Genomic DNA, 25753 nt, shown 5'->3' with positions numbered 1-25753 from the left:
AACGCCCTGGAACAACCATCCCCGGGAAACGCTTGACAGAAACTCTAGCATGTGGAAACGTTCGCATCAACTAAAGTCCTAACATTAGGACTTGAGGACATTTAGAGACGAAAATCACACCGAGGAGTGAACGGTGTCCGACAACCAATACGACTACATCGTGGTAGGCGCCGGCTCGGCCGGGTGTATCGTCGCCAACCGTCTTTCCGCCGACGGGCGCAATCGGGTGTTGCTGCTGGAGGCAGGGGGCTGGGATCGCAACTTCTGGCTGCACTTCCCGGTGGGCTACTACCGCTCGATCTACGACACCCGGGTCGCCCGGTTGTTCGACACCCGCCCCTCGGAGAGCACCGGCGGACGCAACATCGTCTGGCCCCGAGGCAAGGTGATCGGCGGTTCCAGCTCCATCAATGGCCTGATCTTCATTCGCGGCCAGCGCGAGGACTTCGACGGCTGGGCCGAACAGGGCGCCACCGGCTGGTCCTACGACGAGGTGCTCCCCTACTTCCGCAAGCTGGAACGCTACACCGGCGATGGCAACGAGTATCGGGGCGACAGCGGCGAGATGCACGTATCCGACATGCGCACCGACAACCCGGCCTGTCGCGCCTGGCTGCGCGCCGCCGAGGCCTGGGGCCTGCCCTACAACCCGGACATGAACGGGGGTGATACCCGCGGCGTCGGCCCCTACCAGTTGAGCCTCAAGGGGCGCTGGCGATGCAGCTCCGCCACGGCTTTCCTGACACCGGTAAAGGACCGTGCCAACCTCACCATCGTCACCGAGGCCCCGGCCAGCCGGGTGCTGTTCGAAGGCAAGCGTGCAGTGGGCGTGGAATGGCGGTACGAGGGCGCCAATCACCAGGCGCGTGCCTCCAGGGAGGTGATCCTCTGCGCCGGGGCCATCCAGACGCCGCACTTGCTGCAACTGTCCGGGGTGGGCCCCGGCGACCTGCTGCGTGAGCATGGCATCGAGCCGGTCCACGAAGCCCCTGAAGTGGGCGCCAACCTGCAGGATCACTATCAGGTGCGCATCATCTACCGCCTGAAGCGGAAGCTCTCCCTGAATAGCGACGTTCGCAACCCTTTCAAACTGGCAGGCATGGGGCTGGAATGGCTGCTGCGCGCCTCCGGCTCCCTCACCGTGGGGGCCGGCCAGGTGGGCGGCAGCGCCCGCACCCGCTACGCCGAGGGCGACCGGCCGGACGTGCAGTTCAACGTCATGCCGCTGTCCGTGGACAAGCCGGGCACGCCACTGCACGCCTACCCGGGCTTCACCGCCTCGGTGTGGCAGTGTCACCCGCGTTCGCGGGGCACGGTACGTCTCACCTCCGCCGATCCGACCGCGCCACCGGCCATCGACCCCAACTACTTCGCCGATCCCCACGACCGCCGGGTGATCGTGGAGGGCGTGAAGATTCTCCGCGAGATCGCCAGGCAGGCGCCCTTTCGCGACCTGTGGGATGACGAGATGGAACCCGGCACCGAGGTGGACAGCGACCAGGCACTCTGGGACGCGGTCCGCCACAAGGGCGGCACCGTCTTCCATTGCGTGGGCACCTGCCGAATGGGCAGCGACGAGGGTGCCGTGGTGGACCCGCAGTTGCGCGTGCGTGGCGTGGAGGGCCTGCGCGTGGTCGACGCCTCGGTGATGCCACTGGTGACCTCCGCCAACACCAACGCGCCCTCGCTGATGATCGGCGAAAAGGGTGCCGCTCTGATCCTCGACAACCCGCCTCTTCGGGAGCAAGCACAATGAAATTCGATTATCGAGACCACAACGCTGGCAGCAACGTCTTCGAGACCCGCAACCCGGCGCGTCCCGCCGAGATCGTCGGCGCCTATACCGAGATGGCTAACGCCGCTGGCGTTGACGCGATTCTGAACCGTGCCGCCAATGCCCAGGCGGAATGGGCCGAGTTACCGCCGGTGGTTCGCGGCGACCGGCTCACCGCCTTTCTGGACGACGTGATCGCCAACGTGGAACGCATCGCCGAGGCGATCACCCTGGAACAGGGCAAGCCTCTGGGCGAGGCCCGCAACGAAACCCTCAAGGGCTGCGCGGAAGGCAAGTTCATGGCCGGCGAAGCGGCCCGCCAGCAGATGCAGACCAGCGCCGCCGCCCGGCCGCGTGTGCGCAACCTGATCCTGAGACGTCCACGCGGCACCCTGCTGGCGATCTGTCCCTGGAATTTCCCGGCGATGACGCCGCTGCGAAAGCTCTGCCCGGCCATCGCCTTCGGCAACGCCCTGGTGATCAAGCCGTCCCAGTTCACGCCGGCAGCGGCTTTCATCCTGACGGAGATCGCCGCACGCCATTTCCCCGCCGGCCTCGTCCAGGTGATGCCCTGCGGCGGGGCCTTCGCCAGCGAACTGACCGCCACTGGCCGGTTCGACGGCGTCAGCTTCACCGGCTCCGTGGCGGTGGGCCGCAAGGTGGCCCAGGCAGCAGCCGCCAGCCTGATCCCCGCACAGCTGGAACTGGGCGGCAAGAATGGCGTGATCATCAATGACAGCCAGGACCTGGAAAGTTGCCTGGACCAGGTATTCGGCGCCGCCTTCCAGACCGGCGGGCAGCGCTGCACCAGTCTCAGCCGGGTGATCGTGCACCGCGACCTCCAGGAATCGGTGGTCCAGGGTCTGGCCGCCCGCGCACGGGCGCTGACGCTGGGCGACGGCCTCGACCCGGCCACCACCCTGGGGCCGCTGTGCAACGGCGCCCACTTCGACAGCGTCAAGACCGCTACCACCCGGGCCGTGGATGAAGGCGCCACCCTGGTTACCGGCGGCGACAGTGCCACCGTAGCCGGTTGCGAGAGCGGTTACTTCTATCGACCCACCGTGCTCGACAATGCCGGGGTGTCTCGGACGGCCAGCCAGGAGGAAATCTTCGGTCCGGTGTTGTCGGTACTGCCCTATGACGATTTCGGCGAAGCGCTATCGCTACTGAACGAAACCGAATACGGCTTAACGTCGAGCCTATTCTCCGACTCCCATGCCCTTATCCAGCGTTTTCTGGATGAGAGCCAAAACGGCATGCTGCATGTGAACAATGGCACGGTGCCCGACGTGAACATGCCTTTCGGCGGGATGAAGCACTCCGGCTTGGGAGCCTACTCCGTGGGCGCTTCCGCCTCGGCCTTCTATACCGTCGAGCAATCCGCCTACCTGGCCTGGTAACGCCTGTTTCATCGAAAAACGCGGTCCGTCGGCGACGGCGGGTCCGCGTTCATAGCCATAAAAACTGAGACATGATCATGAAAACAATCGCCAAGCTGACGGCACTAGCCGCCCTGATCATCACCACCGGGGCCCACGCCGCCACCCCCAATCCGTTCGACTGGCAATCGGTCCCCAGGAAGGACGACCAGATCACCATGCGCCTGGCCCACTCCCTGAACATGGAGTGGAGTTCGCAAACCGTGGCGCTCAAGCGCTTCGCGGAACTGGTGGCGATATATACCGACAACCGCGTTCGCCCGGTGATCTTCCCCGGCTCGCAACTGGGCGGTGAAAAGGAAATGTTGCAGCAGGCCCGCCAGGGCGTGATCCAGGTGACCATTCCGGCCACCAACAACATGGCCCAGGTGGCGCCCAGCATGAACGTGCTGCTGCTCCCCTACCTGACGCAGAGCACCGAGGAATCCAACTACCTGCTGGATCATATCACCCCGACCCTCCAGCCCCGGGTGATCGAGGAAGCGGGGGTGCGCATCGTTGGTTGGGAAAACACCGGCTGGCGGCACTTCTTCTACAACGCCCCCGAGCCGATCCAGACGCCGGCGGACCTGGCGCCGCTGAAAATGCGCGTGCCGCCCAACGCCATCATGCTCGGCACCTACAAGTCCTGGAACGCCTCGCCGGCGCCTATCGCCTGGAACGAGCTCTACAGTGCCCTGCAGCAGGGCGTGGTCGAAGGCGGGGACAGCCCGGTCAGCGACATCATCGGCATGAAGTTCGACGAGGTGATCGGACGCATCAGCCGGCTGCATTACACCATCCTGACCCACCCCATCGTGGTGTCCGAACGCTGGTACCAGAGCCTGGAACCGGATCTCCAGGAGGCGGTGCTACGCGCCGGGCGCGAGACCACCGAGTACGTGCGCTGGTGGCAACCGCTGGACGAGGCCCGCTGGTGGAAACAGGCCGAGGAAGCCGGCGTCAAGATCACCGAGATCGAGGATGAAACGCCCTGGTTGGAAAAGGCCCGCGCCGCCTGGCCCAACTACTACCACCTGATCGGTGCGGATGGCGAGGAACTCACGGAAAAAGCCCTGGATATCCTCGAATCCTACAAAGCAAGCAAACAATAAAACAATCACGCCAGCTGTCGGCCGGGAACAGGTCGACGGGAGACTCCCATGTATAGCCTGCTCAGACGAACACAACTAACGCTGTGCCACCTGCTCCTTGCCGGAATGGTCCTGGCGCTGCTGCTGCAGATCATTGGCCGCAGCTTCAACGCCGGCATGGAATGGACCGAGGAACTTTCGCGGTTTGCCTTCATCTCCTTCGTGTTCATCAGCGCGAGCTACTCGACGCTGATGAAGTCCGAACTGAAGATCGGCGTGCTCTACGACTGCCTGAGCCGACTCATCGGCGCCAGGCCGATGGAAAGACTGATCACCGCCCTGCTGCTGGTGTTCGATGTGCTGATGATCGTCTACTGCTTTCAGAACGTGTTGGACGGCATAAAGTACCCAAGCGTATCGCCCGTGCTGGGCTTCAACACCAACTATCTATTCGTGGTGCTGGTTATCGCGTTCGTGCTTTCGGCGCTGAGCCGGCTTTGGGCCGGTAACGCCAAGGGCAATGTCGTGGAGGAGTCACCATGACCGACGTTCAGCTCGTCCTGATCATCCTGCTCCCGCTGTTGCTTTTGCTCGGGGTGCCGATCTACGCGGCAATAGGCCTGACCGGTTTCGCGGCAACCTGGTTCCTGGGCGCCGACCTGGTATTCGCCGCCCAGAGCATTTTCAACGGCGTGGACAATTTCGCCCTGCTGGCGATTCCCGCGTTCATTCTCGCCGGCAACATCATGGAAAAGGGCGGCCTTACTCACGACATCATCCGTATCTTCCGGCGGATGTTCGGCCACATTCCCGGCAGCCTGGGCATCGTGACCATCCTGTCCTGCATGTTCTTCGCCGCCATCTCCGGCTCCGGCCCGGGGACCGTGGCAGCGATCGGCTCGATCATGATTCCATCCATGGTGCGCTATGGTTACCCGGCGCCCTACGCGGCCTCGGTGACCGCCACCGGCGGCACCCTGGGCATCCTGATCCCGCCCAGTAATCCGATGATCATCTACGCCATCATCGCCAACGTCTCCATCGCCGATGTGTTCGCCGCCGGCCTGTTACCCGGCTTGCTGATGGGCACGGTACTGGTGGGTACCGCCTACATCATGGCCAAGCGCAACGGCGCGGTGGTGGCGCCGGCTCACGAGGCGGAAGACGAATCCGAAAGTCTGGCGTCGCTGATCTGGCAGGCCAAGTTCGCCCTGTTTCTGCCCGTCCTGATTCTCGGCGGCATCTATTCCGGGCTCTTCACTCCCGTGGAAGCCTCCGTGGTAGCGGTGCTCTATGCCCTGATAGTGGCCCGGTTCGTCTACCGCCGCCTGGACCTGCCCGCGCTACACCAGGCGTTTGAGCTGACTCATCGGATTTCCGGTGCCTTGATGATCGTGGTGGCCTGCTCCGCGCTACTGGCCAAGGCCATCACCCTCGAGACGATTCCGCAGCAGATATCTGCCGTGATGGCCGGGGTCTCCACCGATCCGCTGATGATTCTGCTCTGGATCAACATTTTCCTGATTCTGGTCGGGACCTTCATGGAGACGATGTCGGCGATCATCATTCTGGCGCCGATCCTGGTACCGCTAGTGACCGCATTCGGCATCAACCCGATCCACTTCGGCATCATCCTGATGATCAATACCCAGATAGCGTTCCTGACCCCGCCCCTGGGAGTGAACCTGTTCGTCGCCAGTCAGATATCGCAGGTACCGGTGGAGCGGATCGTCCGCTCGATTCTGCCCTTCCTGCTGGCATTGCTCGGGGTGCTCGCGCTAGTGACCTTGTTCCCGCAGATCAGCCTGGCACTACCGGAACTCCTAAGGTCCCTCCGTTAACCCTGCCTCGGGCGCGTCATCAGGGATGGTGCGTCCCGGCAAGCCCGCCAGTGTCGCGGCCGCCAGATTGGTCCTGGCACCGGTCTCGCCTCGTCAGGACAACGCGACAAGCCAGAACGAAAAATGCGGAGCCAGGCTCCGCATTCTTCAATCGAAGTACCCCAATGAAGCGACAGGTTATCGAGTCCAGCCGCAGCCGGCCGCCGGGTTTCGAATGTCACGCCCGGTGCCGGTCATTCTTCCCTCCCTTTGCGACTTATCACGACCCGATTCCTGCCGTCGCGCTTTCCAGCGTAGAGCGACTGGTCCGCCCGCGAGATCAGGGCCTGCAGGTCGACTTCCTCACCGTGTGCAATGGCGATACCGATGGTGACACTCAGGCACAACTCGCTCATCTCTTCCTTCAGCGGCAGCTCGGCGACCTGCGTCTTCAAGCGCTCCGCCACGATGAGAGCGTCGTCAGGGCCGGTGTCGGGCAGGGCAACCACGAACTCTTCGCCACCAAAACGGCCTATCACATCCGTGGGGCGAAGAGCGTGCGCACAGGCCTCCGAGATCCTGGCCAGCACCCAGTCTCCGTGACTGTGGCCCCAGGTATCGTTGATGCGCTTGAAATGATCCACGTCGATCATGAAAAGGCTGAACGGCGCCTGCTCCCGTCGCGAACTCTGCAACAGCGCCTTGGCACGCTTCATGAAATGACTCCGACTATTCAGTCCCGTCAGGGCATCCCGCTCGGCGACCATGCGCAACTGTTCTTCCAGCGATTTTCGATGCGCTATTTCCTTGAGCAGTTGACGGTTTTTATCGCGCGCTTCGTGAAGCAGCGCAAATTGCTTGCGCTGCAGGCTCTCCAGACGCAGCAAGGCACAGAAGCCCACTACATTGGTCATGACCAGCAACAGCGCCAAGCGCAGCGTATCCACCGGCGCAATCTCCGCAAACAGTATCGCAGAGATCAGAAAGCCGATGCTCAGATAGAGGCTGGCGAACGTTACCACCGTCAGCAGGTTGGGGATCAGGAGATAGAAAGCCATGGTAGCGACCACCACCGCCGTTATCTGCGTGGAGAGACTCTCGGGGCGCAAGGGAACGATCAGAATGATGCCCGTCGCAAGTATCCAGAGCGGCATGGCGTGCAGCCATATTCTGGAATAGCTGCCCCTGCGGGCGATAATCAATGCCAGGAAAAGGCAGAGACCAACCACCACGCTGCGCATGGCAATCAACAGGTAATATTCTCTGGAAAGGCCCAGCAGATAGTAGTCGGTAATGGCGAACATGCCAAAGATCAAGGTCGCCACGATCAACGAAAGCGAGGACTCGATTCGCACCCTCGTCTTGATGGACCTGCGATACATTGACTCCCTGCCACCTTCACGAAACTGCCCCGTCAGCCAATGTACCTTGTATTGCTTTTTTAGTGATGCCAAAAGCCTAATCCCCCTGTGTAAAACGGCGATTATCCATTATGACTTCAGCCCCATGGAGTTCCGATCACTGGGGAAATTCAAGAATTTCTGGAGAAACCGATCAGGTCGACTTTACGGGCTTTATCGGCCGTTCATCCCGTTTCTTTATGCCGATATCCAGTCGGCTTCGCTGCCACGCTGGTACCCCTTACGCTCATTTCCTGAGCGTTGCCCGGACGGCGGCGCGGGCTCCGCCCTGCAACGGGCCTGCCAAGGTTTTCCGCCGCGGCACGTGGCGCCCACCCTGGCGGCCTCATGCGGCTATCCCCATACGATATGACCTTGACGAAGCCTTCGCGGTGGGCTAATTCTAGTATTTATAGTAATAAATATAATATTAGGAATACTCGTGCCGACCCCCAGAACCGCGAAACGGCAAAAGATTGCCGACCTCATCTGCGAAGACATCAAGCACTGGATCGTGACCGAGGGCCTGCAGCCGGGCGATCGCCTGCCCAACGAGAAAGCCCTCATGGAACGCTACGAATGCGCCAAGGGGACGATTCGCGAGGCACTGCGGGTACTCGAGGTCGAAGGGCTGGTGCAGATGAAGACGGGCCCGAGCGGTGGCGCCGTCATCCGCGAGGTCACGATCGATCCGGCCTGTCGCGCCCTGCGCAACTTCCTGCATTTTCAGAACGTGGATGGCAGCCAGGTCTACCAATTGCGGCGCCTGGTGGAAGTCGAGATCGCCGACGCCGTGGTGGACCGCCTGGACGCAGCCGGATTCGCCCGACTGCGCACGAACATCGCGCAATGCCAGCGACCTCACGACGATGAACTCAGCCAGCGCCAGCACCGCATGCTCGAGCTCGAGTTCCACAACGTGCTGGCCGAGTACTGCCCCAACCCCTTGCTGCGCTTCGTCAGCCAGTTTCTCAACGACCTCCTGCGCGACCTGGTCGTCATCAAGAAGGCCTACAAGCCCGAGCGGCACGCCTTCGACGAAGCCAATATCCGCTACCACGTCGATCTGGTCGATGCCTTCGAAGCCCAGGATCGCCAGCAGGTGCGTCAACTGATGCATGATCACATGTGCGATGCCGAATACCACATGACGGCCCTGGAGGCCGAAGTGGTCGATCAGTTCCTGGTCCTGCCCGAGACCCTGAAGGAGGCCGCCGCCCTCTACTCCCCCTGACCCACCCGACAAGAACAATACCGACCATGAAGACGCCAGCCACACCGGCTCGTTGCACCCGACGGGTTCTAACTCAAACAAGAGGAACAACAATGTCTGTGCGTACCCACACCGCCACTTTCGCCATCACCCTGCTTGCGGGCAGCCTGCTGGCAACGCCGCTGATGGCCCAGGACAAGCCCGCCATCGACTTCTACGGGGTCAAGTCGGTTTCAGGCGCCTTTGCCAGTTATGGCAAGTACGCCGAGATGGGCTCCCAGCTCGCGGTCGAGGAGATGCAGGAAACCCTGGACCGCGAGATCAACTACACCACGCTGGATACCGAAGGCAACGCCGGTCGGGCGATCCGCAAGGTGCAGGAAGCCATCAACCAGGAAGACGCCCGGCTGTTCAATGGCGCGACCCTGTCCTCGACGGCCCTGGCCATCGGCAAGGAGGTCGACAAGGCCGGTGGCGTCTTCATGACCCCGGCCGGCGCCGATGAGCTGACCGGCAGTGAATGCAACGCCGCCACCTTCCGCTGGTCGGTGCCCACTTACGGGGCCATCCGCGAAACCCTGGTGCCGTTGATCGAGAAGCTGCCGGATGCCAAGCGCTGGTACACCATCACCCCCGAGTACGTCTTCGGCGAAGCCCTGCTGCAGAACGCCGAGAAAGTCTTCGAGGAGTACGGCCTGGAGCACGTCGGCAACAGCTACCACTCCCTGCAGGAGCAGGAGTTCTCGGGCTATCTGACCAACGCCATGTCCACCTCGCCGGATGTCCTGGTCCTGCTCAACTTTGGCGCCCAGTCGTCCAACGCACTGCGTCAGGCCCGCAACTTCGGGCTCAACGAGCAGATGGACATCGTCATGGTGTGGTCGGCCGGCCTCGACCAGCTGCAGGAGCTGGGCGCGGACAACGTCGAGGGAATCTACTTCGGCGCGCAGTACTGGCATGAAGTCGACACCCCCATGAACCGGCACCTGGTGGAAAAGGTGAAGGAAGCCTACGACATCACGCCCAACTACCCGCTGGCCGCCGACTACATCATGACCCGCACGATGCTCGAGGCCGTCGACGCCTCCGGCGCCAGTGAAGGTCCCGAGCTGATCGCCGCCCTGGAGGGTCGCACCTACCAGGGCCCCACCGGCGAGGAAACCATCCGTGCCGCCGACCACCAGGTGATCAAGGATTACTACCTGCTGCAGGGCAAGGGTCAGGCCGAGATGGACGATGCCGACGATTTCGCCGACATCATCAGTTCCGGTCATTCCTTCGTCGAGGAAGACAAGAGCGTCTGCCAACTCTGACCCGGACGCCGGAGTGCACGCCACTCCGGCCCACCAGGAGACGTGAACAATGCTCAATGTCTATCTGTTCCAGGTGCTCAACGGCCTGGGCCTGGGGATGATCTACTTCCTTATCTCGGTGGGGCTGACGCTGATCTTCGGGCTGCTGAACTTCGTCAACTTTGCCCACGGGGCGTTCTTCCTGCTGGGCTCCTACCTGTGCTACACGCTGGTCACCCTGACCGGCAACTTCTGGCTGGCGTTGGTCGCGGGCCCGCTGGTGATCGCCATGCTGGCCTGGGCCCTGGAACGCAGCCTGATCCAGCGCATCTACCACCTGCCCCACACCTTCCAGATTCTGGTCACGCTGGGTATCGCCCTGATCATCCAGGAACTCTCGATCATGATCTGGGGCCCGGTCGGCAAGAGCGTTCCCACCCCCGAACTGCTCCAGGGCGTGGTGCGCTTCGGCAATTTCGCCTACCCGATCTATCGCCTTTTCCTGATCGCCTTCAGTGCCGGCGTCGCCATCCTGCTGTGGCTGCTGCTCGAGCGGACCCGCTTCGGCGCCCTGGTGCGGGCGGGCAGCGAATCCACCGAGATGGTCTCGCTGCTGGGCTCCAACATCTTCCGGCTCTTCTCGATCACCTTCGCGCTCGGCGTCGGGCTGGCGGGGCTGGCCGGCGTGCTCTCCGCCCCGCTGAGAGGCGCCCACCCGTTCATCGGCCCGGAAGTGCTGGGCCTGGCGTTCGTGGTGGTCGTCATCGGCGGCATGGGCTCGTTCAGCGGCGCCCTGGTGGCCGGCCTGCTCGTCGGCGTCGTGCAGAGCCTGATGACCACACTCTGGCCCCAGGGCGCCAGCCTGATGATCTACGCCGCCATGGCGGTGGTCATTCTGCTACGCCCCTACGGACTTTTCGGGAGAGCCTGACATGGATACCAAAACGGGTGCCGTCGCTTCGAAGCGCAACGGCGCCACCCCTCTGGCCCGCCCGGGCCGGATCCGCTGGGCGCCGGGGACGACGCTCGCCATGCTCGTCGTGGTCGTCCTGCTCCCCGTCGTGCTGCCTTCGGCCACGCTGGCCACCGAGATCCTGATCTTTGCCATGGCGGCGCTGGCCTGCAACCTGCTGCTGGGGTACACCGGCCTGCTGTCCTTCGGCCAGGCGATCTTCTTCGGGGCGGGTGCCTACTGCAGCGCCCTGGGCATGCTGCACTGGCAGCTGGGCCTGTTCAGCGCCCTGCTGCTGGCGTTGGGTGTAGGGGCCGTGCTGGCCTTGCTGGTCGGCCTGCTGTGCATTCGCCGCAAGGGCATCTACTTCGTGATGCTGACGCTGGCGCTGACCCAGATGGCCTATTTCCTCGCCTATACCCTGAGCGACTGGACGGGCGGCGACAACGGCCTGCTGGGCGTTCCGCGCCCGCCCATCGCACTCGGCGACACGACCCTCGTCAGCCTCGCCTCGCCGCTGGCCTTCTACGGGCTGGTCGCCGTGCTGTTCGCGGTGATCTACATCATGGCCCGACGCATCACCAGTTCGCCCTTCGGCAGCACCCTGCTGGCGATTCGCGAGAACGAGGCGCGGGCCGCGGCGCTGGGCTACGACATACGCCTGTTCAAGATCATGGTGTTCGTGCTGTCCGGCGCCATTACCGCACTGGCCGGGGCGCTCTACGCCATGCTGCTCAACTTCGCGCCGCTGTCGAACATCGAACTGCTGATGTCCGAGCAGATCCTGATCATGACCATCATCGGCGGCACCGGCTCGTTGTTCGGCTCGCTGCTGGGGGCGGGCAGCATCGTCCTGCTCGGCGACATCCTCTCGGCCATCTGGCCACGCTGGATGCTGCTGCTGGGGGTGGCGCTGATCGCGGTGGTGATCTTCATGCGCGGTGGCCTGTGGGGCGGGCTGACAAGCCTGCTGCAGCGTGCACGCCGTGCGTCATCGCACGACAAGGAGGCGTGACATGACCAACGCGCACGCGCCCCTGCTGGAAACACGCCGACTGGAGCTGGCCTACGGCGCCTTCAAGGCCGTGGACGGGGTCGACCTGTGCATTCGGCCCGGCACCATCCATACCGTCATCGGCCCCAACGGCGCCGGCAAGACCAGCCTTTTCCACTGCTTGACAGGGGAACGCCGCCCCACGCACGGATCCATCCTGCTCGACGGCCGGGACATCACCCGCCAGCCGGCCCACGGCCGCGTGGGGCTGGGCATGGCGCGCTCCTTCCAGATCACCAGCCTGTTCCAGGAACTCAGCGTCCACGAGAATTTGCGCCTGGCGGCGCAGGGCGTGGACGGCTGGAAGGCGCTCAATTTCTGGCAGCGCCTGGACACCCGCAAGCGCCACATCGACACCGCCGACGAGGTGCTCGAGCGCCTGAACCTGACCGAACGGGCCGGCATTCCGGCCGGCGAGCTCTCCCATGGCCAACAGCGCATCCTCGAAGTGGGCATGGCCATCTGCGCCCGCCCCAAGCTGTTGCTGCTGGACGAGCCCACCTCGGGCATGGGCATCGACGACATTCCGACCATGACGCGCCTGATCGGCGAACTGGGAAGGGACCACTCCATCCTGCTGATCGAACACAACATGAGCATCGTCATGTCGATCAGCGACACCATTACCGTGATGAACCGCGGCCGGGTCCTGGTCGAGGGCACGCCCGACAGCGTGCGCAACGATCAACGGGTCCGCGAAGCCTATCTCGGGGAGGCCGCCTGATGCTCAAGCTCGAAAACATCCACAGCTACTATGGCAAGAGCCACGTCCTGGAGGGGGTTTCGCTGCAGGTGGAAGCCGGCGAACTGGTAACCCTGCTGGGACGCAACGGCGCCGGCAAGACCACCACCCTGAAAAGCATCGTCGGGCTGGTGGACACGCCCCGGGGCGAAATCACCTTCAACGGCCACGACATTCGCGGCATGCAGTCCTTCCGCATCGCCCGCCAGGGAATCGCGCTGGTGCCCGAGCATCGCGGCATCTTCGGCATCCTGAGCGTGGAGGAGAACCTGCGCATCGCCACCCGCAAGCAGAGCCGCTGGCAACTGGATGACATCTACCACTGGTTCCCGCGGCTCGAGGAACGCCGCCGCAACAGCGGCAACGCCCTCTCCGGCGGCGAGCAGCAGATGCTGGCCATCGCCCGCGCGCTGCTCAACGACCCCAAGATCCTGCTGCTGGACGAGCCAACCGAAGGGCTGGCGCCGGTCATCGTCGACGAAATCATCAGGATCCTCACCGCCATTCGCGAAGAAGGCCTCCCCGTGCTGCTGGTGGAACAGAACCTGAGGGTGTGCGAGGCCGTTGCCGACCGCCACTACATCCTCGAGCAGGGGCAAGTGGTCTACCAGGGCCGCGCCGACGCCTTCAAGGCCGACCCGGCCATTCGCGACCGTTACCTGGCGCTCAGTGCGTGAGACGCCCCCGTATAACACCGACAAGGACATCACCATGACTCAAGCGATCACCCCGGCCGCAACGGCTCATGCCCTGCCGCGCACCGACGCCCAGCGTCTCTGGAACGCGCTGATGGAACTCGCCCGGCTGGGTGCCACGCCCAAGGGCGGCGTCAATCGCCAGGCGCTGACCGACCTGGACCGTCAGGCCCGCGACCTGTTCATCGACTGGTGCAAGGCGGAAGGCTGCACCATCCGTATCGACAGCATCGGCAACATCTTCGCCCGCCGCGCCGGCAGCGAGCCGCACTCCCCCGCCGTGATGACCGGCAGCCACATCGACACCCAGCCCACCGGCGGCAAGTACGATGGCTGTTTCGGCGTCCTCGCGGGGCTCGAGGTCATTCGCACGCTCAACCAGCACGACATTCGTACCCGCGCCCCCATCGAGGTGGTGGCCTGGACCAATGAAGAGGGCTGCCGCTTTTCGCCCTGCATGATGGGGTCCGGCGTGTTCGCCGGCCAGCTCGGGCTGGACGACATGCTCGGCCATACCGACGCCGACGGTATCAGGGTGGGCCCGGCGCTGGACGACATCGGTTACCGGGGCCAGGACCGCGTGGCGACCTCCGAGATCAAGGCGTATTTCGAAGCGCACATCGAACAGGGCCCGATCCTGGAGGACAGCGAACGCACCATCGGCGTGGTCATCGGCGCGCTGGGGCAGCGCTGGTTCGATCTCACTCTCACCGGCATGGAAGCCCACGCCGGCCCCACGCCCATGAACCTGAGAAAGGATGCCCTGCTGGGCGCCGCCGAACTGACCCAGGCAGTCAACCGCATCGCCCTGGAGCACGCGCCCCATGGTCGCGGTACGGTGGGCTCGCTGGCGGTTCACCCCGGATCGCGCAATGTCATACCCGGCGAAGTGAAGATGACCATCGACCTTCGCCACCTGACGCCCGAGGCACTGGTCGAGATGGCCCACGCCCTGGAGCAGGCCATCGACGAGGTCTGCCAGCGCCATGGCCTCGAATACACGCTGACCCCCACCGCCGACTTCGCGCCGCAGCACTTCGACGCAGAGTGCGTCAGCGCCATTCGCCAGGGGGCCGAAGCACTGCAGCTCCCGCACATGGACATCGTCAGCGGCGCCGGTCATGACGCGATCTTCATCGGCCGCGTGGCGCCCGCGGCGATGATCTTCGTGCCCTGCGAGAACGGCATCAGCCACAACGAGAGCGAGTTCGCCAGCCAGAGCGACCTGCACGATGGGTGCAACGTGCTGCTGCGAGCAGTCGTGCAGGCCGCCGGCGTCGACCCGCAGGAAGAGGGGTGAAGCCAGCCATGACACACCGCGACACCCCCGCTGAACTGAGCCAGATCACCGCCAGCCAGGCGCTTGCGCAATTTCGTCGCAAGGCGCTGTCTCCCGTCGAACTCGTCGAGGATTGCCTGGCGCGTATCGAACGCGACAACCCCCGCGTCAACGCCTTCTCGTACGTCGGCGCCGAGCAGGCGCTGGAAGCCGCCCGGCAATCCGAAGCCCGCTGGCTGGCTGGCGAGCCCTGCGGCGAGCTGGATGGCGTGCCGATCACCATCAAGGACCTGACACCCACCCGCGGCATGCCCTGCCGCATGGGCTCGGCGACCAGCAACCCCGACGGCCCCTGGGACACGGATGCGCCCATCAGCCGACACTTGCGCAACGCCGGAGCGGTCGTCATCGGCAAGACCACCTCCCCCGAATTCGGCTGGAAGGGGGTCACCGACAACGCGCTGCACGGGATCACCCGCAACCCCTGGGATACCCGGCTGACCCCGGGCGGCTCCTCCGGCGGGGCCGGGGCCGCCGCCGCGCTCAACCTGGGCCTGCTGCATCAGGGCAGCGACGCCGGCGGGTCGATCCGCATCCCCTGCAGCTTCACCGGCACCTTCGGCATCAAGCCCACCTTCGGGTGGGTCCCCCAGTGGCCCGCCAGCGCCATGAGCACGCTCTCACACCTGGGGCCGATGACGCGCACCGCGGAAGACAGCGCGCTGATGCTCAATGTCATCGCGCAGCCGGACCCACGCGACGGCTATGCCGGCAACCCGCGCTGCCCGGCCTGGCTGACCCCGCCGCCCCCCGACCTGGAGGGCTGGCGTATCGCCTACAGCGCCGACCTTGGCCATGTGCAAGTCGCCCCGGACATTGCCGCCTGCGTGGAAAAAGCCGTGGGCCTGCTGGAAGAACTCGGCGCGACGGTCGAGTACGTGGATCCGGGGTTCCAGGACCCTATCGACACCTTCAACACCCTCTGGTTTGCCGGCGCAAGCCAGGTGCTGGAACGGCTCGACGAAGCACAACAGCAACGGCTCGACCCCGGCTTCCTGGATATCGCCCGGCGCGGCCGCGACATTTCCCTGCAGCACTACCTGGACGCGCGACGACAGCGGGCGGAGCTGACCGCACACATGGCCAGCTTCCATGAACGCTACGACCTGCTGCTGACGCCGACCATGCCCATCGCACCCTTCGCGGCGGGCCACAACACGCCACCCGGCGGCCCGTACAAGGAATGGATGGACTGGACGCCCTTCAGCTACCCGTTCAACCTGACGCAACAACCCGCGGCCTCCCTGCCCTGCGGCCTTGACGGCCAGGGGCTTCCCGTCGGGCTGCACCTGGTCGGCCCCAAGTTCGAGGATCTCAAGGTCATGCATGCCGCGCGGCTGCTGGAAACCCGGCTGACGCCCCTGCAGCCGCCCACCTAACTGAAGGGCCAAAAAAGCAAAACCCCGGCTCGTTGGCCGCCCCCGCATCGGTTGGTATCCAACCTTCAGGAGCAGCTAACGAGCCGGGGTCAGCGTGACAACGGCTTACATTCAGGGCCTGGCGGGTGTCTAGGCGTCGGGGTGATTTATGGCAACCCGAACCATTACTTCACGGGGCCAAACAGCTACTCCTGTCGTACCATTGGTCAGTTAACGGCCAGAAGCAGACGTTAAGCCAGAGTAGATATAACGTCCGAAACACCGGACAATTTGGAGCGAAGCGGCGCAAAGGGCATCCGTGTGCCGCGAATTGTTAATCAGGAAAGTTGCGAAGAACTTTGTAGGTGATGCTGCTGTTGTCCGCTTCCAATACTTCGATTACAGCCCCCTTGTAACCAATGCGCCTTGATTCACTCAGATCGTATTCAACTTCATTGTCAAAGGCGGGTCGGGCGGTATTATTGCTAAATTCCCGATAACCGATGTTGATCTTATTTCCCACGCGACCACTGTAAATCAATGTTTGCTGAAAGCTATTCTTAGTTTCAGAAACCCGACCACGCCGCTCATAATCGGCATCGTAACAAGCACTACCACCAAGAGTCGTGATAACACAGACCTGGCTTCCTTGTTCCTTACCAACCGCGAGCGCTTCAATCGGGTCTGATAAAACTCCTCTAATAACACCAATGGCTGAGAAAAAGTCTTGTTTTTCATCAAACCCAACCTGGGGGTAATTCTTGCTGGGAATATCGTATAGCGCACCGTCTACGCGCTGTTTAACGTAAAGTACTTTCTCTTCGTAAATTACCCCCTTCTCGACCATGTGATCTCCCACATAGGCCGTAACCTCTTTACCTACCGGAGGGTGATTGACATCTTTCATAGCTGAAGGAGAACCGTTGTATTGAACCGTCGTGCAGCCACCTAGCACCGCGAGCAATGAAATCAAGAGAATGCGTTTCAATTTTGTCTCCTTTTCTGATTAACGCTAGTGGTAACGGGTGCCAGCGGAGCGCAGCGTAGTTGGCATCCCGTTGACCACATTGTTAAATTAACGCTTTCCGAGAGCGTTTATTGCATCCCTCAATAGTTCAGTCATCGATGCGGCATTAACATCAGAACTCGACTTTTCATCTTCCGGGGTCTGCCCGAAAAATTTATCTGTCAAAGCGGCTTTAATCTCCGTCCTTTTTTCATCCGGCAACGATTCCAAATATGCGTCGATACTCGCAAGCTCTAATTCCGCTCGGCGGTTTTGATTCTCGAGAGTCCGGTGGCGCGATGACTCGCGAGCCGCGTAGGCGGCGGGAACAATCAAACTAAGAGCGGCACCAAGCCGAAATAGTGCGAGCCACGGATCGAAGCCATTCTCGACAGAAACAAACAGTGTCCCCAACACGACAGCGACCATTGCGATAAAGCAACTGAGAGCAATTATTCTCATACGATCCGCAGATTGCTTCTCACGTGCTACCGCCCCTTTGAAATTGCCGGTTAACCCGACATTTCCGATTAAGTTAACAATTCTCTCGGCTTCACCCTGTTTATTGGATATTTCATCCAAAGTTGTGTCTGCGCTCTCCGAGATTTGGGACAACTTATCATCGGCGTCCTTTTTAATCTGGTTTACCTGCGCATCAAACTCGCTTGAGCGCTCAGTCTGCGCTGCTCCGAATTGGTTCTCTAACTCCTGAAGCTTCGAGTCGATCGTTGACTGCAAAGAATCGAACTGTGTTTTTTGTTCCTCATTCTTTTCTTCAAGCTTCTGAAGATCGGCTTCAACCTGCGCGGCACGTTCAGCAACTGAATCAGATTTATCGCGGAGGGAAGAAATAATTTCTTCTGCGAGGGATTTAAAACTAACGGCATCCTGGGCCTTCACTGACGGTTCAGGCTGCTCTAAAGAAATAATTGCGGCAGCACTATTTAGTCCGGCGTCGATTTGGTTTGATGCATTTGCCAGATGGCCTTCATTTTCGTTGCTATTGAACTGATTGACCTCGTTTAGGCACGCTTGCAGGGACTTTTCGATTTGATCTAGTCGATTGGCCGGTGTCAGTAACGGGCTCGCAATTTCAATCCTACCTCGAATAAATGCTGTCGCTTGTCGAACTCGATCAAGGTTGTCCACCGCGCCGTCGCTCAGTTCTTTCGCACTCTTTTGCTGAAGCGCTGAATCTAGCTGAGAGAGAACGGTATGAAGATTGTGATTCTCGAACTGCTCTTCACGAGATGACATGGTCAAGTTCTCTCCTTTAATTTAACGTCCCCAAACAGGGGCACTTTTTGCGTTTTGAGCGCAGCGAAGCAAAAATGTGTCCCACTGCTTTGGCTGGTTAAACGTCATTTGGCACCACCGTAGACTGATGATGAAGCAGTTGCCACCGATGCCTGGACTTTACCCAAACGGAACTCCTATACGAAACGCTCCCAAGAATTTTAGCACTGTACTTGACTAGAGCCACCCCCTCCCCTAGCAAGCGAACCGAAAAAGCATCAAGCTCATACTTAGGGCTAGGCCCATCGAAATCGAGGAGGTCCTTCTTTCTGATAACTCTACCAGAACTTCCAAACTCTTCGAAGTCGTCGGCAATAAGCTCATCCAAGCGCTCAATGCTCCTTCTCGTCGAAGGACTTACCAACTCCATTTCAAGGTCAATTAAGGTTTGAGATACGTCCATTTCCATGACCGTTTAACGCTACACATCACCGGTAGGAAAAAGCAGAGCGAGGAACGAGCGGCGCTTTTTTCTGTCCGAGTGCATGTGATTGTTATATCCTTGTGTCATCTAATTCAGGTGATTTGATATCTCTAAGATATGAAAACTTGGGATTGTAGTTGTATGCATTCTTGATATCTAACGCCACTCCGTCTGCATCACCATAGAGACTTCCACCTGTCATATTCATTAATTCAAGTTTTTCAAAAACCTTATCTACGCATTTCTGATTAACATATATTTTGTAGAGTATTGGGTTACCAGGGTTTGTTTTTCCGTTTTCAAAAACTGGCGTTTCTGTAACGCTGTCAATGTATTCTTCTAAATCTTTGACTCCCATGTGGCTGTAATTTAGAGTATCGTAAAGCAACGCTCCCAATTGCTTTTGCATCCTTGTATTACTCTTTCCCGGAAATGGTATGAACTGTAGTTCATTTGCAGGAAATCCATTTTTAAAAAATCCTTCTCCAGAATTTTGGAAACCCCAGTAAGCACTATAGAATTCATCTGTATTGTCTTTCGGTGGTCTGATTTTTTTTGCCCATTCAGAAGCCAGTTGATTGATATTTAGTCCATATACAACAGAGTAATGATTCTTCTTATTTTTGTAATCAACTCTAATGCCATTAAATGCAAAAAATAGCGCCACATACGGAGAATAGGAGAAGTCTAAACATGGTGTAGGTACCCCATGATGCCTTCCATGCTCTAGTGACTCGAAGCGATCTAAATGATTGTGTGATTCAATACCGAGTTTTTCTAATCCCACTTTATACTTTTCTAAGGCTTCATCTATATCTGACATCCATGACTCATGAGGAATGCTACGGTGACGCTGCCATGTATTAACAAGCCTGTGTTCCGAGTTAGCGTGACCTCGAAAAACGATTGTGTCGTTCATTCCATGCGCTAGTTCTTCCAAAAATTGGATGGCCCCTTTCGAATTTTGGAATCTTCTAATTTTGATAGACATCCGAACTTCCTAAAAAATATAACAGGTATTAAATAGCGCGATCGTTTATTGACTTGAACGAGCACGCGCGTTCAACAATGTTATCTAGCACACCATCCGCACCCCCAACCTATTGAAATTCCTAAGCATTAAATATAATTCGGCAACATAACACCAATAACCGTGCCTGCTACATAACACCCTTGAACGCGCATGCGACCTTCCTCGGACCATCCGCTCTGGTTCGCAAGCAGACGCTGCCTTGCCAAGCTTCAAACACCATTGATCATTCCTAGCATGCACGTCAGGCCTCATAGGTCCCAACGCAACAGCTCCCAGGGCGCTGCTGCTATTACACACCCAGACACACTACCGTCCGGGGATGACATCCTTTCCCTGCGACGCGCTGCGCATTGTTCTCTTTATACTTTCTATCGGCCGCTAGCCCAGGGGCTTAACCCTACTTAGCCTCGCTCGGTAACGTTTTGCAATGAGACTTACCGGCAAGCTTGGGGAAGCCGGCAATTCTGGGCGACGCTCATCATTCCGCTCGGTCGCTCAGGGCGGATGCCGAACCGTAGCGGCGTCTACTCGGCTATCACTCGCTTTCGCCAGCCACCCGGCGGGCGAAGGCTTCGAGCCTGAGGGTCCTTCTCCTGCACGGCGTAGACCACCAGGCGCAGATGCCGGCCTTCGTCGACGATCAGGCGGGTGTGCTCGAAGCCGACCTCGCCCAGCCCATCGAGCTCGAGCGCACGCACGCCCTGGCAAGGGGCACCCACCTCGTGGCGGCGCCACCACTGGAAAAAGTCGGGCGAGTGCGCTGAATGCTCCTTCACCAGGTTGCCGATGACGGGATCGCCATCCGCCCGCGCGTAGTCGCGGCGAAAACTGGAGAGAATGCGTGGCGCCTGGGTCGGCCAATCGGCGATCACCCGGCGCAGCTCAGGGTCGGTGAACAGCATCCAGAGCAGATTGCGATACTCGGCGGGCCGGCGGGCTTGACCCTCGCCGCCTTGTTAGCCGAGTAACTGCGCACGTGCGGCCGCAAAGCCATCCAGTACCGTGCTATGTGCGGCGCCGAGGCCTTCGACGCAGTAGCCGTTCAAAAACTGTCGGCCGGCAAAAAGCCTGCGGTCGGTCTCGGTCAGTTTGGCTTGCTCGCAGACCTCGTCCCATGCACCGGCGATCATGACCAGTTGGTTCTCGATGATGGCCTGGGCCTGTTGGTCATTGAGCAGGAAATCCGAGGCGGCCGCGAGGCAGCTGTACAGCGTACTCATACGGTTGTCGCCCTTGATCAGCATCGCCTGCGTCGCCTCGTTGCCCGTTCGCCCCTGCGGGCAGATGTCATAGGCCGGGGTCAACGAGAGCATCCTGCCGTCCCAGAACGCAGCATGGTTGCGGGCATGATCGTCCGTGTTGCCGCACAGGATATTGAAGACGATCCGAGCGTAGAGCTCTCGTAGCGTTTGCTTCGGGTGGGTGAAGCGATGACGGATGACTTCGGCAAGGTCTTCGTAAGACGCATAGCGCGCCATCATTTCGTCAAGGCCGAGCATCGTCAGCGCCGACACCATCGCTTTTCGCTGCCAGCCAGCCCCTGATTGGATGCGATCGAAGCGGTCGATGAGCAGCACATCCTTGCCGGCCGCCGCGGTCATCGAGACCGGGGCGACATCGAGCTCGCATGCAGCCGCCAGCTTCATGGCGGTGAACTCCGCCTTCACGACGCTGTAAATGTCCGTGCTCGACGAGAACTTGGCGATCATTTTGCGATCGCCATGGTCGATCAGGGCTTTCGGGCGGGCACCGCCGATCGAGGTGCCGTGGTTCAACGCCTGGTCGAGGGCTGGCGTCAGCGGGGCGCCCTTCTCGATCCGTTCAGCCGCTTCCAGCAACTCTTCATAAGACGCCTCGGCCTTGAGGCGAGGCACGTATTCCGTGGCGGAATGCTGGAAGTCGAGGGCACCGATCCTGTCCGACCCCGATTCGAGCCAATAGGTGAGTTCGGAGATGTCGTCAGCTGCGGCGCCAGCGGCCTTGCCCCCCATCAGACGATTGATGATCACCCGGCGCCCCCAGGCATCGGGCGAGGCGTCACGCAGGCAACTGGCCATCGACAGGCCAGCGGTCGGTTCGATCAGGCCGCGGCGCAACGGCAGTTCGGGGTCATAGATCGGGATCGCGCCATCGCGCGCCAGGTAACTGGCGCCATAGTTGAAGCTGTAGCTATCGCCATGCTGCGTGACGCGACCGGCCACCACGGGTTGTGTCTCTCCCGGCAACCAGATCCAGACATAGGCCTCTCGTGGCTGCGTCAGCCTAGAAGGCATCATCGACCTCCTGCCTGCTCGGGCGAACCCGCTTCGGCAGCAGCGTCAATTTTTCCTCGAGATGGGCGTTATGCATCGCACCGGCCCGGTCGTCGACATCGAACAGCCGCACGCCAACGAGTGTGGCGACCTCGAAGACGGTGCCGATCTCGGTGCCGGCTTCGCCATTTTCGATGTTGCGGAGGGTCTTGCGCGAGATGCCTGCGCGTTCGGACAGTTCGGCAGCAGTGAGCTTCCGCTCCAAGCGGCCAGCCTTGATCAGCTTGCCGAGGATCGAGAGCGCCTGCCTGGTGACGCGGGAGTAGCTGCGCGGCCGCTTCATTGTCATCTCGCCAGATTGGGCATTTTAAGGCTCATTAGACGTCTTGTGAGCATTCAAGTGCTCACTATGATGCGGCCAGCATGGGATAGCAAGAATATGGGCATTTTACTACCCATAAGACCATGATATGAAACTTTAAATGCTCATTACTCAGGCAGTTGGTGATCACCTGGATCAATCGTGCGGTGTAGAGCCGTGGGCTGGGCGCTGCAGATGCTCATCAACCACGTAATCCATTAGAAGGGTTGTATATGGGTGCGCGAGCGCTCTACAAAATACAGTCACCGCCCATCAAGACTCAGGATCTAAGGCGGGCACAAAATCGGTCAAATCCCGACTCATCCTGGTTGCCATCAAAAGCCCTCGAACTCATCGCCACCAGAGGCCCCGCCTTCTCTCCCCGACTCGTCCGATAGCCTTGCCTTCGGTTTTTTCCCACCGGCTGACCGCACCCGCTGGGGCAACTGGTCCTGGGCCAGTTCCAGGCCTAATGTATCTTGTTCCAGCGCCATGACCCTGACCATGTCCTCGAGGCGCCCAAGCACATGCAGGGCGCGCAGGAACGTGTGCAACGCGGTCCCAGGGTAACCATCTTCCATACGTCGGACCGTACTGAGTGATGTGCCAATACGCTGCGCCAGGTCCTCCTGCGTCAATCGACGCATGCGACGAGCCATTGATAGATCACGACCGAGATTGCTCAAGGCACGCGCAACGGGGGGCGGCATCGCAACCTGGCTGCCAGAGCGTTTGGAATCTGAGGGCACCATACCTAGGGTATCCAAATATGAACTGTAATTTCTTATTAATATTCAAATCTGAACACTTCGACAGAGGCGAGTCAAGTGGAACACCAAACAAAGATGTCAAATTTGAGCATTTATTAGCTATTCCATCTCAAATATAGATGGTTATGAACAATTTGTGCATCACGACTGGCGTAACTACATAGAAGGCTGCACCGCGACAGCCTGGGTCATGAGCACGTCATCCGACCCGGTCAGGTCAACCTGATGGCGGCCGGTAGATGCATCAGCCACACCGAGGAATCGGTATCCGGCGAGACTCACCTGCATGCCACCCAGTTGTGGATTGCCCTGCCTGAAACGCGGGCCGACCCATTCCGGATCCGGCCAGAGCGGACAACGACGAAGGAGGCAAGGTCAGGCCCGACGATAGTCAGGGGGTTCGCCGAAGGTCTTGCGCCAGTCGCGTGGACTGACCTGATGTCGCTGCCTGAAGTGTTGCCGAAACGATGTCGCCGTGTGGAAACCGATCCTTTCCGCAATGGCCTCCACCGACAAGGACGTCGTTTCCAGCAGCTCGCGTCCACGTCGTAACCGCTCGCTTACCAGCCACTCCACCACCGTCATGCCGGTGGCCTTGTGGAAATGGCGTGTGAAGGTACGCCGGCTCATGACGGTACGGGTGGCAAGCTCGTCGATGGTGTGCGATTCCGCCAGGTGTTCTCGCAGGTAGTCGAGCAGGCGGTTGATATGGGCGTCCTGGGTGGAGATGGCGACCGGCTGCTCAATGAACTGCGCTTGTCCACCCTCTCGATGCGGCGGGACCACCATGACACGGGCCACCTTGTTGGCAATTTGCGCGCCGTAGTATTCGCGTATCAAGAATAGGCAACAATCCAGGCCGGCCGCGGTACCGGCCGACGTCACCAGACGATCCTCCTCCACGTAGAGCGCATTGGTGTCCAGCTTGACTCCGGGAAAGCGGTTGCTGAAGTCCTGCTCGGCCAACCAGTGAGTCGATGCCCGTCTGCCGTCCAGCAGCCCGGCGTACGCCAGGGCATAGGTGCCGTAACAGAGCCCCACCACATGGGTGCCCCGCTCATGACAGCGGACGAGCGCCTCGGCCAACTCGGGCGGTGGTGCTGCATTCAGATCGTGCCAGCCAGGAACCACCGCGATATCCACCCTGTCCAGCAGCTCCAGGCCTCCGTCGGGCCGTAGCGTCATCGCCCGATCGGCCTCCAGCGGCTTCCCTTCCGGCGCCACGATGAATAGATCGAACAGCGGCCGATCGGACAAGGCCATACCGAACACCGTATAGGGCACCGAGAAATGGAAAGGGCTGATAGTCGGATGAAGGATCAGTCCAATGCTGGGTAACGACAAGGCGCAGCTCCTGAGATTCGTTTTCCTGAATCATGACACCTTGGCCCGAAAGTTTCGATTATTGTCATTCAGGCCAATTTCTTGCTCGGCCGGGCCCCTCTAGACTGCCTGTCATCACCCGGAAACGTCATGGAGGAGCGTCCACATGCTGATCAAGCCTCCCGCCAGCTCCCTGGCCAAGGCCCTCATCACCAACAGTGCATCCGCCGTGGACTCGATCTCTCAGGATCCTGTCGTCACACCGCTGACGGCGAGGTCGTCTCCTTCTGATTCAAGTCTGCTAAACACTACCGAAAGAGGGTTGGTTTCATGAGTAAACGTGCAATCATTGCCGTGGATATCCAGAATGAGTATTTCCCCGACGGCAAGCTGCCGCTGGAAGATATTGAAACGGCAGTAACGAATGCCGCCAAGGTCATCGAGCATGCGCGATCGGCAACGGACCTCGTCATCCATGTTCGGCATGAGGCCGCCGATTCCAGCCGTCCCTTCTTCACCCCCGGTACGCAGGGAGTGGCGATCCATCCCATGGTCGCTCCCCTCGACTCGGAAACGGTACTAGTGAAGCATTTTCCCAACTCGTTTCTTGAGACCGGCCTGAAGGAGCTACTGGACCAGCAAGGTATCGAAGACGTCGTGGTCATCGGGGCCATGAGCCACATGTGCATTGATGCAACCAGCCGTGCGGCTTCGGACTTCGGCTACAAGACGACGATCGTCCACGATGCCTGCGCCACGCGAGATCTTGAGTTCGATGGCATGACAGTGCCGGCAACTCAGGTCCACGCCGCGATGATGGCAGCCCTGGCATTCGCTTATGGCACGGTAATAACCACGGACCAATACATCACGTAACGACCTGTACGGCGCCCCCTCACCGCCGCCTGCCTGAAAAGCCAAAAAAGCCAAACCCCGGCTCGTTGACCGCCCCTGCATCGGTTGGTATCCAACCTTCAGGGGCAGCCCACGAGCCGGGGTCAGCGTGACAGCGGCTTGCATTCAGGGCCTGGCGGGTGTCTGGAATGCCCGGGGCGTCATAAAACCTCTCGGGCGCTTTCGGCCATTGCTCGAGGATAGATCCAATCGGTGTTTTGCCCCTGAGCGCCCCGAGCC

General features: G+C 60.5%; 25 protein-coding genes. 15 read left to right on the top strand and 10 right to left on the bottom strand.

Annotated features, from left to right (window positions below):
* The first annotated feature begins 133 nt into the window (after positions 1–133).
* The 5 genes from HR9077_RS13515 (at position 134) to HR9077_RS13495 (ending at position 6130) form a co-directional block, all read left to right on the top strand.
* Positions 134–1756, top strand: a complete 1623-nt coding sequence (locus HR9077_RS13515) for a GMC family oxidoreductase (protein ID WP_136067529.1) — start codon at positions 134–136, stop codon at positions 1754–1756.
* Positions 1753–3177 (top strand): aldehyde dehydrogenase family protein, encoded by a 1425-nt coding sequence (locus tag HR9077_RS13510; RefSeq protein WP_136067528.1) that lies wholly within the window; start codon positions 1753–1755, stop codon positions 3175–3177. Before HR9077_RS13515 ends, HR9077_RS13510 begins: the two co-directional genes overlap by 4 nt.
* Positions 3178–3254: 77 nt before the next feature.
* A complete protein-coding gene (locus tag HR9077_RS13505) occupies positions 3255–4310 on the top strand; it encodes a TRAP transporter substrate-binding protein (protein ID WP_136067527.1) in 1056 nt (351 codons plus the stop codon).
* Between the two features lie 48 nt (positions 4311–4358).
* Positions 4359–4832 (top strand): TRAP transporter small permease, encoded by a 474-nt coding sequence (locus HR9077_RS13500; RefSeq protein WP_136067526.1) that lies wholly within the window; start codon positions 4359–4361, stop codon positions 4830–4832.
* Complete coding sequence (locus HR9077_RS13495) at positions 4829–6130, top strand: TRAP transporter large permease (RefSeq protein WP_136067525.1); 1302 nt, start codon at positions 4829–4831, stop codon at positions 6128–6130. The genes HR9077_RS13500 and HR9077_RS13495 overlap by 4 nt, the downstream gene beginning before the upstream one ends.
* Positions 6131–6363: 233 nt before the next feature.
* On the opposite strand, the gene HR9077_RS13490 is transcribed toward HR9077_RS13495, so the two are convergent.
* Complete coding sequence (locus HR9077_RS13490) at positions 6364–7413, bottom strand: GGDEF domain-containing protein (protein WP_244613233.1); 1050 nt, start codon at positions 7411–7413, stop codon at positions 6364–6366.
* Here HR9077_RS13490 and HR9077_RS22185 point away from each other — a divergent pair.
* The 9 genes from HR9077_RS22185 (at position 7412) to HR9077_RS13450 (ending at position 16175) form a co-directional block, all read left to right on the top strand.
* Entirely contained in the window at positions 7412–7882 is a 471-nt protein-coding gene (locus tag HR9077_RS22185) for a hypothetical protein (RefSeq protein WP_244613231.1), read from the top strand. The two genes, HR9077_RS13490 and HR9077_RS22185, sit on opposite strands and share 2 nt — an antisense overlap.
* Before the next feature lie 69 nt (positions 7883–7951).
* Complete coding sequence (locus tag HR9077_RS13485) at positions 7952–8743, top strand: FadR/GntR family transcriptional regulator (protein WP_136067523.1); 792 nt, start codon at positions 7952–7954, stop codon at positions 8741–8743.
* A gap of 92 nt (positions 8744–8835) precedes the next feature.
* Positions 8836–10035 (top strand): ABC transporter substrate-binding protein, encoded by a 1200-nt coding sequence (locus tag HR9077_RS13480; protein ID WP_136067522.1) that lies wholly within the window; start codon positions 8836–8838, stop codon positions 10033–10035.
* Between the two features lie 49 nt (positions 10036–10084).
* On the top strand, positions 10085–10945 hold the full coding sequence (locus HR9077_RS13475; protein ID WP_136067521.1) for a branched-chain amino acid ABC transporter permease: 861 nt from the start codon (positions 10085–10087) through the stop codon (positions 10943–10945).
* A 1-nt stretch (position 10946) separates the two neighbouring features.
* Complete coding sequence (locus HR9077_RS13470) at positions 10947–11981, top strand: branched-chain amino acid ABC transporter permease (protein ID WP_136067520.1); 1035 nt, start codon at positions 10947–10949, stop codon at positions 11979–11981.
* 1 nt (position 11982) lies between these two features.
* Complete coding sequence (locus HR9077_RS13465; RefSeq protein WP_136067519.1) at positions 11983–12744, top strand: ABC transporter ATP-binding protein; 762 nt, start codon at positions 11983–11985, stop codon at positions 12742–12744.
* Positions 12744–13439, top strand: a complete 696-nt coding sequence (locus HR9077_RS13460) for an ABC transporter ATP-binding protein (protein ID WP_136067518.1) — start codon at positions 12744–12746, stop codon at positions 13437–13439. Before HR9077_RS13465 ends, HR9077_RS13460 begins: the two co-directional genes overlap by 1 nt.
* A 34-nt stretch (positions 13440–13473) precedes the next feature.
* Positions 13474–14757, top strand: coding sequence for a Zn-dependent hydrolase (locus HR9077_RS13455; protein ID WP_136067517.1), 1284 nt, complete (start codon positions 13474–13476; stop codon positions 14755–14757).
* Between the two features lie 8 nt (positions 14758–14765).
* Complete coding sequence (locus tag HR9077_RS13450; protein WP_136067516.1) at positions 14766–16175, top strand: amidase; 1410 nt, start codon at positions 14766–14768, stop codon at positions 16173–16175.
* Between the two features lie 313 nt (positions 16176–16488).
* Here HR9077_RS13450 and HR9077_RS13445 read toward each other — a convergent pair whose 3' ends face one another.
* The 9 genes from HR9077_RS13445 to HR9077_RS13400 form a co-directional block, all read right to left on the bottom strand.
* A complete protein-coding gene (locus HR9077_RS13445) occupies positions 16489–17142 on the bottom strand; it encodes a hypothetical protein (protein ID WP_136067515.1) in 654 nt (217 codons plus the stop codon).
* 87 nt (positions 17143–17229) lie between these two features.
* Positions 17230–18417, bottom strand: a complete 1188-nt coding sequence (locus HR9077_RS13440; protein WP_136067514.1) for a hypothetical protein — start codon at positions 18415–18417, stop codon at positions 17230–17232.
* A 97-nt stretch (positions 18418–18514) separates the two neighbouring features.
* Entirely contained in the window at positions 18515–18826 is a 312-nt protein-coding gene (locus tag HR9077_RS22480) for a nuclear transport factor 2 family protein (RefSeq protein WP_458692920.1), read from the bottom strand.
* Between the two features lie 124 nt (positions 18827–18950).
* Positions 18951–19871 carry an FRG domain-containing protein gene (locus HR9077_RS13430; RefSeq protein ID WP_136067512.1) on the bottom strand — a complete coding sequence of 307 codons (921 nt, stop codon included), beginning with the start codon at positions 19869–19871 and terminating at the stop codon, positions 18951–18953.
* Between the two features lie 566 nt (positions 19872–20437).
* Entirely contained in the window at positions 20438–20815 is a 378-nt protein-coding gene (locus HR9077_RS13425) for an MmyB family transcriptional regulator (protein WP_168380956.1), read from the bottom strand.
* A 54-nt stretch (positions 20816–20869) separates the two neighbouring features.
* Positions 20870–22186, bottom strand: coding sequence for a type II toxin-antitoxin system HipA family toxin (locus HR9077_RS13420; RefSeq protein ID WP_136067511.1), 1317 nt, complete (start codon positions 22184–22186; stop codon positions 20870–20872).
* Positions 22176–22508: a helix-turn-helix transcriptional regulator gene (locus HR9077_RS13415; protein WP_136067510.1), complete on the bottom strand. Its 333-nt coding sequence runs from the start codon at positions 22506–22508 to the stop codon at positions 22176–22178. The genes HR9077_RS13420 and HR9077_RS13415 overlap by 11 nt, the downstream gene beginning before the upstream one ends.
* Positions 22509–22861: 353 nt before the next feature.
* A complete protein-coding gene (locus HR9077_RS13410; RefSeq protein WP_280178439.1) occupies positions 22862–23236 on the bottom strand; it encodes a helix-turn-helix transcriptional regulator in 375 nt (124 codons plus the stop codon).
* A gap of 435 nt (positions 23237–23671) precedes the next feature.
* Positions 23672–24559, bottom strand: a complete 888-nt coding sequence (locus HR9077_RS13400; protein ID WP_244613229.1) for a GlxA family transcriptional regulator — start codon at positions 24557–24559, stop codon at positions 23672–23674.
* A gap of 390 nt (positions 24560–24949) precedes the next feature.
* Here HR9077_RS13400 and HR9077_RS13395 point away from each other — a divergent pair, with 390 nt between their 5' ends.
* Positions 24950–25495: a cysteine hydrolase family protein gene (locus HR9077_RS13395; RefSeq protein ID WP_136067507.1), complete on the top strand. Its 546-nt coding sequence runs from the start codon at positions 24950–24952 to the stop codon at positions 25493–25495.
* The last annotated feature ends 258 nt before the right edge of the window (positions 25496–25753 follow it).

It is taken from the genome of Modicisalibacter radicis (assembly GCF_900961225.1).
Taxonomy (GTDB): Bacteria; Pseudomonadota; Gammaproteobacteria; order Pseudomonadales; family Halomonadaceae; genus Modicisalibacter.
Note: the sequence above shows the minus strand (reverse complement) of the source record. Positions and strands in the feature narration are given on the sequence as shown.